10 protein-coding genes are annotated in these 14,364 nt (G+C 69.1%); 4 read left to right on the top strand and 6 right to left on the bottom strand.

Annotated features, from left to right (window positions below; translation table 11 throughout):
- Positions 1-8: 8 nt before the first annotated feature.
- Positions 9-1,862 carry a translational GTPase TypA gene (typA, locus tag Pph01_RS25310; RefSeq protein WP_204075649.1) on the bottom strand — a complete coding sequence of 618 codons (1,854 nt, stop codon included), beginning with the start codon at positions 1,860-1,862 and terminating at the stop codon, positions 9-11.
- A gap of 253 nt (positions 1,863-2,115) precedes the next feature.
- Here typA and Pph01_RS25305 point away from each other — a divergent pair, with 253 nt between their 5' ends.
- Positions 2,116-2,871, top strand: a complete 756-nt coding sequence (locus Pph01_RS25305) for an alpha/beta hydrolase (protein ID WP_239117003.1) — start codon at positions 2,116-2,118, stop codon at positions 2,869-2,871.
- 159 nt (positions 2,872-3,030) lie between these two features.
- Here Pph01_RS25305 and Pph01_RS25300 read toward each other — a convergent pair whose 3' ends face one another.
- Positions 3,031-4,467, bottom strand: a complete 1,437-nt coding sequence (locus Pph01_RS25300) for an aldehyde dehydrogenase (RefSeq protein WP_204075648.1) — start codon at positions 4,465-4,467, stop codon at positions 3,031-3,033.
- Between the two features lie 243 nt (positions 4,468-4,710).
- The gene (locus Pph01_RS25295) at positions 4,711-7,752 is read right to left on the bottom strand and encodes a M14 family metallopeptidase (RefSeq protein WP_239117002.1); all 3,042 of its coding nucleotides are present in this window, start codon (positions 7,750-7,752) and stop codon (positions 4,711-4,713) included.
- 288 nt (positions 7,753-8,040) lie between these two features.
- Between Pph01_RS25295 and Pph01_RS25290 the strand changes: the two genes are divergently transcribed.
- Positions 8,041-8,895, top strand: a complete 855-nt coding sequence (locus Pph01_RS25290; protein WP_204075647.1) for a coiled-coil domain-containing protein — start codon at positions 8,041-8,043, stop codon at positions 8,893-8,895.
- Positions 8,896-8,918: 23 nt separating this feature from the next.
- Here the strand turns inward: Pph01_RS25290 and Pph01_RS25285 are convergent, their stop codons facing one another.
- Positions 8,919-10,205: a GH1 family beta-glucosidase gene (locus Pph01_RS25285; protein ID WP_204075646.1), complete on the bottom strand. Its 1,287-nt coding sequence runs from the start codon at positions 10,203-10,205 to the stop codon at positions 8,919-8,921.
- Positions 10,206-10,282: 77 nt separating this feature from the next.
- Here Pph01_RS25285 and Pph01_RS25280 point away from each other — a divergent pair, with 77 nt between their 5' ends.
- The gene (locus tag Pph01_RS25280) at positions 10,283-10,933 is read left to right on the top strand and encodes a TetR/AcrR family transcriptional regulator (RefSeq protein ID WP_204075645.1); all 651 of its coding nucleotides are present in this window, start codon (positions 10,283-10,285) and stop codon (positions 10,931-10,933) included.
- Between the two features lie 12 nt (positions 10,934-10,945).
- Here the strand turns inward: Pph01_RS25280 and Pph01_RS25275 are convergent, their stop codons facing one another.
- Positions 10,946-11,857, bottom strand: coding sequence for an aldo/keto reductase (locus tag Pph01_RS25275; protein WP_204075644.1), 912 nt, complete (start codon positions 11,855-11,857; stop codon positions 10,946-10,948).
- A 96-nt stretch (positions 11,858-11,953) separates the two neighbouring features.
- Between Pph01_RS25275 and Pph01_RS25270 the strand changes: the two genes are divergently transcribed.
- Entirely contained in the window at positions 11,954-12,358 is a 405-nt protein-coding gene (locus Pph01_RS25270) for a MerR family transcriptional regulator (protein ID WP_204075643.1), read from the top strand.
- Between the two features lies 1 nt (position 12,359).
- Here Pph01_RS25270 and Pph01_RS25265 read toward each other — a convergent pair whose 3' ends face one another.
- Positions 12,360-14,282: an ABC transporter ATP-binding protein gene (locus tag Pph01_RS25265; RefSeq protein WP_204075642.1), complete on the bottom strand. Its 1,923-nt coding sequence runs from the start codon at positions 14,280-14,282 to the stop codon at positions 12,360-12,362.
- Positions 14,283-14,364: the final 82 nt, after the last annotated feature.

Here is a 14,364-nt window from a genome sequence, read left to right as displayed (position 1 = left end):
TCCGGGGGTCAGTTGGTGCGCTTGGCCCGCGCGGTCGCGCGGCCGCGGCTGGCCGCGTCGAGCACGACCTTGCGGATGCGGACGGTCTCCGGCGTGATCTCGACGCACTCGTCGTCACGGATGAACTCGAGCGCCTGCTCCAAGGACAGAGCACGCGGCGGGATCACCTTCTCCGTCTCGTCGCTGGTGGACGAGCGCATGTTCGTGAGCTTCTTCTCCTTGGTGATGTTCACGTCCATGTCGTCGGAGCGCGAGTTCTCGCCGACGATCATGCCCTCGTAGACCTCGGTGGTGGGAGCGACGAACAACGTCCCACGCTCCTGCAGGTTCAACATCGCGAAGGGGGTGACGGGCCCGGACCTGTCCGCGACGAGAGAGCCGTTGTTGCGGGTCCGCAGTTCGCCGAACCACGGCTCGTAGGCGTCGAACACGTGGTGGACCAGGCCGGTTCCCCGGGTCTCGGTGAGGAACTCCGTACGGAAGCCGATCAGGCCACGTGCGGGAACCACGAACTCCATGCGGATCCAGCCGGTGCCATGGTTCGTCATGTGCTCCATGCGGCCCTTGCGCACGGCCAGCAGCTGGGTCACGGCGCCCAGGTACTCCTCGGGGCAGTCGACGGTGAGCCGCTCGACCGGCTCGTGCACCTTGCCGTCGACGAGCTTGGTCACGACCTGCGGCTTTCCGACGGTCAGTTCGTACCCCTCGCGGCGCATCTGCTCGACCAGGATGGCCAGCGCGAGCTCACCGCGGCCCTGGACCTCCCACTGGTCGGGCCGCTCGGTGGGGAGCACGCGCAGGGAGACGTTGCCGACCAGTTCCTTCTCGAGCCGGTCCTTGACCATGCGCGCGGTGACCTTGGAGCCCTTCACCTTGCCCACGAGCGGGCTGGTGTTGGTGCCGATGGTCATCGAGATCGCCGGCTCGTCGACCGTGATCAGCGGCAGGGGCCGCGGGTCGTCCGGGTCGGCCAGCGTCTCGCCGATCATGATGTCGGGGATGCCGGCGATGGCGATAATGTCACCAGGTCCCGCCTCCTCGGCGGGCTTGCGCTCCAGCGCCTCGGTCATCAGCAGCTCGGAGATCTTGACCCGCTGGATCGAGCCGTCGGTGCGGCACCAGGCGACCTGCTGCCCCTTCTTGATCGTGCCTTGGTGAACGCGGCAGAGCGCGATCCGGCCCAGGTAGCTGGAGGCGTCGAGGTTGGTGACGTGCGCCTGGAGCGGGGCGCTCGGGTCGTAGAGCGGGGCGGGGATCGTCTTGGTGATCGTCTCGAACAGCGGCTCGAGGTTGTCGGAGTCCGGCATGCCGCCGTCCTGGGGCCGGTTGAGCGAGGCCCGTCCGGCCTTGGCGGAGGCGTAGACGATCGGGAAGTCGATCTGCTCCTCGGTGGCGTCGAGGTCGAGGAAGAGCTCGTAGACCTCGTCGACGACCTCGGCGATCCGGGCGTCGGGCCGGTCCACCTTGTTGATGCACAGGATCACCGGGAGCTTGGCGGCGAAGGCCTTGCGCAGCACGAAGCGCGTCTGGGGCAGCGGACCCTCGGAGGCGTCCACCAGGAGGACGACCCCGTCGACCATGGACAGGCCGCGCTCGACCTCTCCGCCGAAGTCGGCGTGGCCGGGGGTGTCGATGATGTTGAGGGTCATTCCGCCGTGCTTGACCGCGGTGTTCTTCGCGAGAATGGTGATGCCCTTCTCGCGCTCGAGGTCGTTGGAGTCCATGACGCGCTCGTCGACGTCCTGGTTGGCGCGGAACGCCCCGGACTGCCACAACATGGCGTCCACCAACGTGGTCTTGCCATGGTCGACGTGCGCGATGATCGCGATGTTCCGCAGGTCGTCGCGGCTGTTCAAAGGCATAGTGGAGTCTCGCTCTGATTCGTCGGGGTGTCGTCCGCGTCCCGGGATTTCGGCGAGACGGACATCCGCCGCGGATGTGCGGCCACTCGATTTTAGTTGATCCCCATTACCGCCATGTGCCCTGGAGCCGCAAACCACGACGATCTACCGTTTTCATGATGAAACCTCTACGGGTGTGATCCGGCCCATGGGCACCGGCAAAGAGCGGGGGTGGCCTCCGAGATCGGCACAGGGAGGAAATAAGGTCGGCGGCATGGGTTTTGCTCCTGCCTTCGGGGCGATGTTGCGGACGGCCGACGGGATCAGGATCGACGCGTCGCACACGCCCAACGGTTCGCTCGACCTCGGCGTAGTCGTGGCCCACGGGTTCACGGGGTCCTGGCGGGAGCGTCCCACGCGGCGCATCGTCCATGTCCTGTCCGGGTTCGGCGGTGTGATCTCGTTCGACTTCCGGGGGCATGGGCGGTCCGGCGGCGTCTCCACCGTCGGCGATCTGGAGGTGCTCGACCTCGACGCGGCGGTGAAGCACGCCCGTTCGATCGGCTACCGGCGGGTCGTGACTGTGGGCTTCTCCATGGGGGCCGCCGTCGCCGTACGGCACGCGGGCCTGTACAGGGGAGTGGACGCGGTGGTGGCGGTGAGCGGCCCGGCCCGCTGGTACTACCGGGGGACCCGCCCGATGCGGCAGGTGCACTGGGCGATCGAGCGGTGGTCGGGACGGCTCGCGGCCCGGCTGGCCAAGCGCACCCGGATCTCGAACGGCACGTGGGATCCCGTCCCGCTGCCGCCCCACGAGGCCGCCGGGCTGATCGCGCCGACGCCCCTGCTGATCGTCCACGGGGACGCCGACGCGTTCTTCCCGCTGGAGCACGCCCACCAGTTGTACGAGGGCGCCAAGGATCCCAAGGAGTTGTGGATCGAGCCGGGGTACGGCCATGCCGAGGCGGCGGCGACGCCCGAGCTGATCCGGAAAATTGGCCGGTGGATTTCGCGAACCAAATCCCAATAAGGGTCGTCTACTAGAACGTACGGATTCCTCGGAGGATCCTGACCGCCGGTCAAGGGGGGTCGGCGCACACCTTCGGGTGTGGCCCAGCGACGCGGGGGCGCGCTGGGCGATCTTCCCGGTCCTGTACGGCTCGCCGTCCAGGACCGGGAAGGGCACATCTCAGCCCAGGCGGGCGATCGACTTGTACTCCAGGTACGCCGACAGGCCCTCGGGGCCGAGCTCACGGCCGAGCCCGCTGGCCTTGTAGCCGCCGAACGGCGTGTTCGGGTCCATGGTGTTCATCATGTTGACGCCGTAGGTCCCGGTGCGGACCTGCCGGGCGACGTCCAGGCCGTGGTCGGAGTCCGCCGTCCACACCGTGCCGGACAGGCCGTAGTCGCTGTCGTTGGCGATCCTGATCGCGTCACCCTCGTCCTCGTAGGGGATCACGGTGAGGACCGGGCCGAAAATCTCCTCGCGGGCGATGCGCATGTCGTTCGTCGCGTTCGCGAACACGGTCGGCGCGACGTACCATCCCCGGTCGAACGGCCGCTCGAGTCCGCCGATCACGGCCTTGGCCCCCTCGTCGAGGCCGGAGCGGATGTAGCCCTCGACGCGGTCCTGCTGGCGCTTGGCGACCAGGGGGCCGATCCCGGTCGCCGGGTCCGCCGGGTCGCCGACGGCCTGGCCCGTCACCATGTCGGCCACGGCCTGGACGACCTCGTCGTACCGGTGCCGTGAGGCCAGGATGCGGGTCTGGGCGACGCAGGCCTGGCCGTTGTTCATGAGGGAGGCGATCGACAGGAAGCCCATCGCCGAGGGCAGGTCGCAGTCGTCGAGGATGATCGCGGCCGACTTCCCGCCCAGCTCCAGCGTGCAGCGCTTGAGCTGCTCACCGCAGATCGCGGCGATGCGGCGGCCGGCGGCGGTCGAGCCGGTGAAGGCGATCTTGTCGACGCCCGGGTGGGAGACCAGGTGCTCGCCGGCTTCGCGGCCCGCGGCGACGATGTTGACCACGCCCGCCGGGATCCCCGCCTCCTTGATCATCTCGCCGAGGAGGTAGGAGTCGAGCGGGGTCTCCGGGGCCGGCTTGATCACGACCGTGCAGCCCGCGACGAGCGCGGGGGCCAGCTTGGTCATGATCACGAACTGCGGGACGTTCCACGGCACGATCGCGGCGACGACGCCGACGGGCTCGCGGCGGATGGTGACCGGCCCGAACGCCCCGGGCCGCTCCTCCTCCTCGGGGAACGTGGCGCCGAGCCCGGCGAAGTACTGCAGCATGCCGAGCGGCTGGGGGGCCTGCGCGAGCTGCGAGAACGTGATCGGGGAGCCCATCTCGAGGGTGATGACGTCGGCGAGCTCCGCCTGCCGCGACGCGTAGATCTCCGCGAGCCTGCCCACGACCGCGGCGCGCTCGGCCATGCTCATGCGCGGCCAGGGTCCGTTGTCGAAGGCCTCGCGTGCGGCGGCCACCGCCCGGTCCATGTCGGCGGGGGTGCCGTCCGGCACGCGTCCGACGACCTCTTCGGTGTGGGGAGAGATGACGTCGATGGTGCCGGTGCCCGCGGGGGCCACCCAGTCGCCCCCGATGAATAGCGTGTCGTGCTGAAGCATGTCCCTGCCTCCTGGTCGGGCGCGCCTCACGAATTTGAGCGAACGCTTGCTTGGACAAGTCTGTTCTCGCGCGCCGGACGTAACAAGTCCCCGCGCGCTCAGTGAGACCGAATCATGTTCTGTCGCACGTTGGCAATACCCCGCCGGAGGGGGCTTGGAGCGGCCGGCGCACCGCGGGTCGATCACCCCGCGGGGCCGTACGGCTCCCGCCCCCGAAGGAGCGGGAGCCGTACGTGTGCGGGACTACGGGAGGGTGGGGTTGAGCAGGTGTTTCATCGAGCGCTTCACCAGGTCGGTCCGCATCGCCTGGGTGGTCGCCCCTTCGGCGCCGAAGCCGAAGTAGACCGTGTCCTTCGTGGTGACGCCCGCGCCGTCCTCGAGTGACTGGTCGCTGCGCGCCCAGTCGTTGGGAGCCTCGGCCGAGTCGGCGGGCGGTCCCGCGACCGTCCACCCGCCGAGGTCGCCCTCGAAGGAGGTCTCGGAGACGGCCGCGCCGTCAGCCGTGACCGTCGCGTCGTCGAGCCAGACGCCGAGGCCCTGGGTGCCCCAGTCGCTGATGTAGGAGATCGACACCTCGACCTGCTTGCCCGCGTACCCGGTCAGGTCCATCGACCACTGCTGCCAGCCGTTCGACGAGCCGGAGGCCGCGTGCCACGAACCGGTGGTGCCGGTGGCGGTGCACGAGTGCGCGCCGTCGAAGGTCTGGTAGTGCGCGGTGGACGGATGGATGGTCGCCCAGCCGCTGGCGCAGCTGTCGCCGGTCTCGTCCGAGGTGTGCCCGTTGGCGTCGGGCAGGGTCGTCCAGTCGTCCTGGCCCACGGTGTGCGCCTCGACGGTCAGGAAGTCCCAGTTCGGCTCGGTGTTGTACGACGTCCAGAACGACAGGTTCCCGCTGGTCTTGCCGGTCAGGTCGATCGTGCGGGTCAGCCGCTTCCAGGACACGTCGGCCTGGCCGCTCTGCACGTCCCACGCGCCGGTGTGCGGACTGAAGGGTGCTCCCGCGCTGTACTGCCACTTCAGCGGTGCCGAGCTGGCGAACTGCGGGAACGTCTTCGGCGACAACACCGAGGAGGTCGTCACGAACGTCGAGGTGTGGTCCTGGTTGTTCGCCGAGTCCCCGCCGTTGAGCCTGCCGAGGAAGCCGGAGAACGCGCCGCTCGTGCCCTTCAGCGCAAGCGCGTTGCCGTCGGCGTCCTGGCCGCCGCCGTCCACGAAGGTGTAGGCGCCCAGGTAGTACTGCACGAAGTCGTTGCTCAGCGCGAGACACGGCGGCTTGGTGCCCGTGGTGCACTCGGGCTGGCCTGGGAAGTCGGGCTCGTACCAGTACGCGCCGTTCACGTTCTGCGGGTACAGGGCGTACTTACCGGTGGCGAGGAGCTTGCCGCCCTCGTTGAGGTAGTCGCGGAAGGCCAGTTCGAGCGCCTCCGCGAGGTTCGCGGCGGTGCCGCCGGGCTGGCCGGCCGCGCGCGGGATGATGTCGTCGCCCGTCTCCCAGACGACGGCCTTGTAGTGGCTGAGCACGCCCAGCGGGTGCGGCGCGGTGCGGCCGTTCTTGTCGACGTCGTAGACGTCGGAGCTGTAGCCGGCCTTCGACAGCGCCATGGCGTAGTCGTCGGCGTACTTGGCCTCGGTCACACCCTGGGCCGGGCTCGCGCCGGTGACGTCCTCCGCCGCGACGATGAGCACCTTGCCGCCGATGTCGCCGGACACCTTGTAGGTGAAGGACTCGCTCTTGCTGGTGAGCGAGGTGAACCACACCTTCACGGTGTCGCCGGGCTTGGCGCCCTTGACCGTGCCGCGGAGCTGGTGGAAGTAGGTGTCGTAGCCGTCGCCGTAGCGCTCGCCGCCCTTCCATTCGGACGTGGAGGCGACGCGCGGGCTCCCGCCGTTGATCTGGTACCGGAGCAGGACGGGGCCGAGCCTGCGCTGGGCGTTCACCTGGACGACCTGGTCCTTGCCGTAGCTCACGCCGAACTTGTCGACCACGAAGTCGGGGACGGTGTTGGCGAGGTGGCTGACCGGCTTGGTCAGGTTCGGCGCCGACTTGAGGATGTCGAGCGCGAAGGGCAGCTGCTTCTCGAACTCGGCCTGAACCAGCGCCTCGTCGTCGGGGAAGACGAAGCCGCAGCCCTCACACCCCTCCTCGAGCTCAGGGGTCCACGCGAGCGTGCCGTACTTCGAGTGCGCGTGGTCGGTGGTCTCGCCGTTGGTCGTGTACAGCTCGGCGCCCACGCCGGGGTCGAAGCCGGGGACGGCCGGGTTCTCGTCCGTTCCGGTCAGCGCCAGGTAGATCGGGTCGTCGGCGGTCTTGGTGGCGACCTGCCAGCCCTGGGGGTAGAGCAGCAGCGGGCCGTAGGAGTGGTAGTTGACCTGGGCCTTGGGCTTCAGCCGCTTGAGCAGCCCGTCCATGGCCCTGGTCTCCGGCTCGGAGGCCGGCGCCTTGCCTCGGTAGGTCTCGCTGCTGAAGACGCTGGACGAGCCTTCCTCGTCGTAGCCCCACTTGGTCGGGTAGTTCCGGTTGGGGTCGACGCCGTCGTTGCCGGTGATCTCCTTGTCGCCGTCGTTGTCGCGCAGGTTCTTGCGCCACAGGCGGTTGCCCTCGGTGAAGGTGAAGTCGTAGCCGTCCGGGTTGGCCACCGGGACGAACCACACCTCGGTCGAGGAGAGCAGCTTGCCGACCTCCGGCTTGGACTTGTTGGCCACCAGGTACTTCAGCAGGCGCATGTCGACCTCGGTGGAGATCCACTCACGTGCGTGCTGGGTCGCGGAGTAGAGCACCGCAGGCCTGGTCCCGTCCGGGAGAACCCGGGCGAGCTGGGTCAGCTTGACGGCGAGGATGTCCTTGCCCTGGACGGTCTTGCCGATCGACTGGAGCTTCGCGATGTCCTTGTTGGCGTCGGCGATCGCGCGGAGCTGGTCGGCGATGCCGCCCTTCTCCGAGTACGAGCGCCACACGGTGTACCCGCCGGCGGCCTGGGCCCGGGCGGCCTGCAACTGGGTCTGGCCCTGGGGGTTGCGGACGGGTTGCGGCCGGTAGCCGAGGATCTGCAGCTTCTTCAGCTCGGCCGGGGTGGCGGTGAGCTCGATGTGCTCGGTGTCGCCCTCGGCCTTCTGCTGAACGATGTCGAAGCCCTTCTGGGCCAGCGTGCCGCCGGTCCCGGCGGGGCTGTCCAGCTCGTAAAGCTCTATCTGGTCCGTGGGTGGGAGGGGGTCGGCGGTGACGGCCTGCGCACCGGCGGTCGGCATGAGGGGCACGAGCAGTGCGCCGGCCGCAAGGACTGACAAGATCAGCCTTCGGGACATGGATACGGCCCTTCGTAGGGAACGATCACCCGAATCTCGCCTGCGGTCAGATCGCCTGCAAGTCATGCCGGGACTCGTGTAAGTCACGAATTGATCACGGCTTGCTCAATGGAAGATCCTCACAAATCACGAAAAAGTGGGAGATTCCTCCTTAATGGGGCATGAGTTTCTCCCGTTCCGGTAGCAGGCATAAAGATCGCCTTCTATAGTTTCGGTCCGAATGGGATTGGAGGCCGCGTGCGACCGAGGCGCCTGATTGGGCTGGCGGTAGTGATCACCGCGTTACTCGGGACGTTCGCGGTGCCCTCCGCGCAGGCCGCGCCGGACGAGCAGGCGACGCTCGCCGAGCTGACCAAGCAGGCCGCCAAGCTCACCAAGGCCTATCGCGGTGAGATCGCCAGCCTCGAGGACTCGCAGACCTCCGTCAAGAAGGCGTCGTCCCGGGCCAAGAAGCTCAAGGGGCAACTCCGCACGGCCGAGGAGCGGGTGGCCGAGTTCGCCCAGACGTCGTACATGGGCGGCGGGCTGGACGACTCGCAGCTGTTCAGCATGAACATCGACCCCGGCACCGTCTCCACGATGTCGTATCTCTCCGACCAGACGTCCGAGCAGCTCAACACCGTCAAGCGACTCATCGCCGAGCACAAGAAGGCCACCGAGGACGCTGACGAGGAGATCGCCAAGCTGCGGAAGAACATCAAGGAGCTCGAGGCCCAGCGGCGTGACGTCGAGCGGCGCATGGCCAAGTTCGGCATTCAGCAGCCCGGCTCGGCGTCGGGCCTGACCGCCCGCCTGGTCAACGTACGGGCCGCGATCATGTCGCAGTTCCCCATGCCGTTCGGCGTGGGATGCCTGCGAGTCGGCGACCCGGGCGAGCACGGCAAGGGCCGCGCCTGCGACTTCATGATGAGCTCCGGCGGCCGCATGCCGGACGCCGTGGCCAAGGAGCGCGGCGACGCCCTGGCCCAGTGGTGCATCAGCCACGCCGACCAGTACGGGATCATGTACATCATCTGGCAGCAGCGCATCTACGACATGCGCACCGGCGGCGGCTGGAAGATGATGGAGGACCGCGGCGGCACCACGGCCAACCACTACGACCACGTGCACGTCTCGGTGCTCTGAGGCCGCTCCGAGGTCGAGGGCCGTCAGCCCTGCTTCGCGAGGAACTCCCTGAGCCAGTGGTAGGACGCCTTCGGCGTGCGCACCTGGGTGTCGAAGTCGACGTGCACCAGGCCGAACCGCTGGTGGTAGCCCTCGGCCCACTCGAAGTTGTCGAGCAGCGACCACACGAAGTAGCCCCGGACGTCCACGCCCTCCGCCTGGGCCTGCCGCATGGCGGCGATGTGGCCGTCGAGGAAGTCGATCCGCTCCTGGTCGTCGACGCCCTCGTAGGAGCAGCCGTTCTCGGTGACGTAGACGGGCGGGAGCGCCGTGCCGTACCGCGCCTTGAACGTGACGAGGAGCTCGCGCAGACCGTCGGGGACCACGGGCCAGCCGAAGGCCGTCGTCGGATGGCCGGTGATGCCCGCGTCGGTGAACGGCAGGCCGTCGGAGCCCGGTCCCGCGATCCTGGTGGGGTTGTAGTAGTTGATCCCCAGGCCGTCGAGCGGCTGGGCGATGGTCTCCAGGTCCCCGGTACGGACGAAGTCCAGCTCAGCTATGCCGTACGCCGAAAAATCGGGATATGCGCCCAGGAAGAGGGGGTCGTTGAACAGCCGGTTGTGCAGGGTGTCGTAGGCCTCGGCGGCGGCCAGGTCCTCGGCGGAGTCCGAGGCGGGCCACACCGGCGTGCAGTTGTTGGCGATCAGCACGCGTTCGGCGCCGCCGTCGCGCAGTGCCTGTACGGCCAGGCCGTGCGCGAGCAGTTGGTGGTGGGCCGCGGGCAGAGCGTCGAGGAACAGGGCCTTGCCGGGGGCGTGGATGCCGAGGCCGTAGCCGAACACCATGTGGATGAAGGGCTCGTTGAGCGTGGTCCACGTCGTGACGCGGTCGGAGAGGCGGTCGGCCACGATGGCGGCGTAGTCCGCGAAGTGTGCGGAAATATCGCGATTGAGCCAGCCGCCCTCGTCCTCCAGGGCCTGGGGGAGGTCCCAGTGGAAGAGCGTGGGCGTGGGTGCGATGCCCTTCTCGCACAGCGCGTCCACGAGGCGGTCGTAGAAGTCGAGGCCGGCCGGGTTGACCGCGCCGCGCCCGGTCGGCTGGACGCGCGGCCAGGAGATGGAGAAGCGATAGGCGTTCAGGCCCGCCTCCGCCATCAGCGCCACGTCCTCGGGCCACCGGTGATAGTGGTCACAGGCGACGTCGCCGGTGTGGCCGTCGCGGATCCGGCCGGGCTCATGGGAGAAGGTGTCCCAGATCGATTGGCCCTTGCCGTCCTCGTGGGCGGCCCCTTCGATCTGGTAGGACGCGGTAGCCGTACCCCAGAGGAACATGCCGCCTCCAGCTCGCTTTTATATGAGTACAGCTCATGTTAAACCCGCCGGCCGCCGGATCGGGAGACAATGACGGAATGACGGACGCCACGGGTGGAACACTGCGTCGCCGGCCGGCCCAGCGTCGAAGTCAGGAGCGAGTCGAGCGGATGCTGGACGAGTGCGCCCGGCTGCTCGACGAGGCGGGGTACGAGGCGCTGACCACCAAGGAGGTCGCGCGCCGGGCCGAGGTGCCGATCGGGACCTTCTACCAGTTCTTCTCCGACAAGCAGGGCTTGGTCAAGGCCCTCGCGCTGCGCAACCTCGACGCCTTCCTCGACAGCGTGGCCACCCGGCTGGCGGCCGCGGCCCCCTCGGGCTGGACCGAGGTGGTCGACCTGGGCATCGACGAGTTCGTGCGGATGAAGCGGACGGTCCCCGGGTTCGGCGTCGTCGACTTCGGCGAGGTGCAGCCGACTCCCGGCGGTCCGGGCCTGCCCGGCACCCAGCGGATGCTGGACGCGGCGCTGGAGAACAACGTCATCGTGGCCGACCGGCTGCGCTCGCTCACCACCGACGTGCTCGGCCTGCCGCGGGGCGAGGACACGGCGCGGGCGTTCCTGGTTGCCGTCGAGGCGGCGGACGCGGTCCTGAAGCTCGCGTTCCGTGCCCACCCCGACGGCGACCCGGACCTGATCGCCGAGTGCAAGCGCCTGGTCCGCCGTTATCTGGCCGACCACCTCATGTAGCCCGTGTCGTGATCAGGCGGGGAGGTCGAGCCGCGCCCGCAGGTCGTCGTCGAGCTTGACGTCGGCGAGCAGTTCCTCAAGCTGGGCGAGCGAACTGACCCCGACGATCGGGACGAGGCCCTGCGCCTGAAGCCAGGCGAGCACCACCTGGTTCCTGGTCGCGCCCAGCTCTCCCGCGACCTCGTCGAGCACGGCGAGCCGTCTGGCCGTGCCGGGATGGTCGTAGGTCTCAGGGAGCGGCTTGCTCGTGTACGCGCCCGAGAGCAGCGACGAGTAGACCCAGAGGGTCAGCCCGGGTCCGGAGCGCACGTAGTCGAGCGTCTCCTCACTGACCTGCACGTGCCCTCCCTCGGGCAGCCGCACGCCGGGGCGCGGGCGCAGGTAGGAGTGGCGGAGCTGCACATGGGTGTACGGCGCCCATCCGAGTGCGGCGGCCAGCGACCTGGCCCGCTCCAGACGCCACGTGGCGTGGTTGCTCGCGCCGATCTCCTTGACCTTGCCGGACGCCACCAGATCGCCGAAGGCCCCGACGGTCTCCTCCAGCGGCACGGACCGGTCCTCGATGTGGGCCCAGTACACGTCGATGTGGTCGACGCCGAGCCGCCGCAGGCTGCCCTCGGCCGCGTCCCGGATCACCCGGGCGGACAGCCCCTCGGCGGAGTCGAGCGTCAGGTCCCCGGGGACCGTCGGGCGGCCCCCGCACTTGGTGCTCACGACAACCTGGTCCCGGTTGTTCCTGGAGGCGAGCCACCGGCCGATCGTGGTCTCGCTCTCGTCGCCGGTCGAGCCCGGGAGCCAGAAGGGATAGTTGTTCGCGGTGTCGATGAGCGTTCCCCCGCCCTCGACGAATCGGTCGAGGATGGCGAAGGAGGTCTCCTCGTCGACGGTGGTCCCGAAGGGGATGGTCCCCAATGCGATCGTCATGCCGCCCACCCTGCAAGCTGGAGTGCACTCCAGCGCAAGACCCTCAGGGGAAGACGGGCGCCGCGCTCGCGCGGAACGCGTGCCAGGATCGAGGACGTGGTCGCCTACACCCCCGGACAGGTCGTCGAGGAGACGGGGTTCAGCCTCGACACCCTTCGTTACTACGAGCGCATCGGGCTGCTGGAGCCGATCGGGCGCAACGCGTCGGGCCAGCGGAGATTCACTGAGGGAGACGTCAGCTGGCTCGGCATGGTCCGCTGCCTGCGGGACACCGGCATGCCGATCGCCGAGATGGTGCGCTTCGCCGAACTGGTGCGGGCGGGCGACCAGACCATCCCGGAGCGCGTCGAGGTGCTGGAGGCGCATGACCGGAGAGTCGAGGAGCAACTCGCGGACCTGCGGGACAAGCAGGAGGCGCTCCAGCGCAAGATCCATTACTACAAGGACGTCATGTCCATCCCCGACGGCGTCTACGACGCCCAGGGTCAGCAGGCGCTGTGACTCAGGAGTCGCGGTAGGCGTCGGCCTGCAGGTTGTAGAGGTCGGCGTAGAGACCGTCGAGGGTCATGAGGTCCTCGTGGGTGCCCTGCTCCACGACCTTGCCGTGGTCGAGGACGTAGATCCGGTCGGCATAGCGGACGCTCGCCAGCCGATGTGTGATCAGCACGACCGTCCGGCCGTCGGCGTGCCGCCTGATCCGCTCGAACAGCGCGTGCTCGGCCCGGGCGTCCAGCGCGGCCGTCGGCTCGTCGCAGATCAGCAGGGGCGCGTCCCGGTAGAACCCCCGGGCGACGGCGATCCGCTGCCACTGGCCGCCTGACAACTCGTGTCCGTCCTTGAAGCGCCGGTCGAGCAGCGTGCGGTACCCGTGGGGAAGCTCGGTGATGACCTGGTCGGCCCCGGCCACCTCGGCGGCCGTGACGATCGCCTCCTCGGATTTCTCCATGCCCATGGTGATGTTGTGGCGGGCCGTCAGCGGCCATCGGGTGTGATCCTGGGCGATGACCGCGATGTTGGCCCTGAGCCGGTCGGGATCGACCTGCTTCAGATCGGTCTCGTCCCACAGGACACGCCCGCCGTCCGGGTCGTAGAGCCCGGCGAGGATCTTCGCCAGCGTGGTCTTGCCCGACCCGTTCTCGCCCACGAGGGCCACGACCTCCCCGCGGTCGACGTGGACGGTGACCCCGCGAAGCGAGGGGGTTTCGGCGGCCGGATAGCTGTAGGTCACGTCCTCGGCCTGGATGCGGTCGAAACGTGTGGGCGCCTCGCTCGTCCGCCCGGCCGGGACCCGCGACTCGGCCTGGGCGATGAACTCGAGGAAGTCGGTGAAGTACAGCCCCTCCTCGTAGAGCCGGTTGGTCGCGTACATGAAGTTGGCCAGGGACGTCTGGCCGGACCGGATGGCGAGCACGGCCGTGCCCGCCACCGCGAGCGGGACCGCGCCCAGGGCGAGGAGCACGCCGAGCGCCACGAACACCGTGCCCTGGCCGATGCCGCCGAGCCCCTCGCCGGCCACGCGGGCGAACGTCTGACGCCTGGCCAGGTCGAGCAGGACCCTCTGCTCCGACCTCGCGATGCGGTCGTACATCCGCAGGAGGAAGCTGCGCATGGTGAACGTGCGCACCTCGGCGGCGGTGTCCTTGTCGGCGAGCAGCTCGGTGACGATCCACTTGCGGCGACGCTGGGGCACGAGCAGGAGATCGGTCGAGTACGCCATCCGCGCCGCCCGGACCGCCGCCCACGCGTCGGGGAGTACCGCCAGCAGCAGCAGCGGGAGGAGCACCGGATGCAGGAGGCCGAGCACCCCGGCGGCCGCCACGATGCCGATGGCCCCGGTGAGGCTGTCGATCGTGGTGCGCACCACCGAGTCGGCCGTGTCCATGCCGCGGATCCGCGCCCGCTGCAGCGAGTCGTGGAAGTCGGGATCGTCGAAGCTGACCAGCTCGACCTGGCTCGTCAGACCGTAGAGGCGCTGCTCGGCGATCCTGCTGACCTGTGGCTCGAGTCTGGACTGCGCCCACCCGGCGCCGGCCTGCAGGACGGTCCTGGCCGTCGCCGCGGCGCCGACGAGCAGGAGGCTCGGCAGGGCCGCCCGGACGCGGTCGGGCGTCGGGCCCACCTCGAACAGCGCGGTCAGCACGCCCGTGGTGGCCAGCAGGCCGAAGGCGGTGAATACGCCTCCGAGCACGCTCAGCACCACCGTCGCCGTCGTGTCGCGCGGGCTGGCCTGCCAGGCCATGCCGAGCGCCTGTCGGATCAGGTACGGAAGGCGGCGCGCCACGGTGAGGAAGCCGACCCCCGCCATCGTGTCGCCGTGGCGGAACCACGTGATCGAGCCGAGGTCCGCGAGATCGGGCGCGTCCTCATCGGGATCGGAGTCGCCGGGAGGATCGCGTCGAGCCGTGCCGGGGGGAATGACCGCCATGGATGCCAGTGTGAGCATCCCGACTGACAATCCGCCACGGCCGGAGAGCGTGACGTCACCTGGTGCACCCGGCTTCCCGCCC

The organism is Planotetraspora phitsanulokensis, assembly GCF_016863295.1.
Taxonomy (GTDB): Bacteria; Actinomycetota; Actinomycetes; order Streptosporangiales; family Streptosporangiaceae; genus Planotetraspora; species Planotetraspora phitsanulokensis.
The sequence above is the reverse complement of the archived record's forward strand: the minus strand, read 5'-3'. Positions and strand labels throughout refer to the sequence as shown.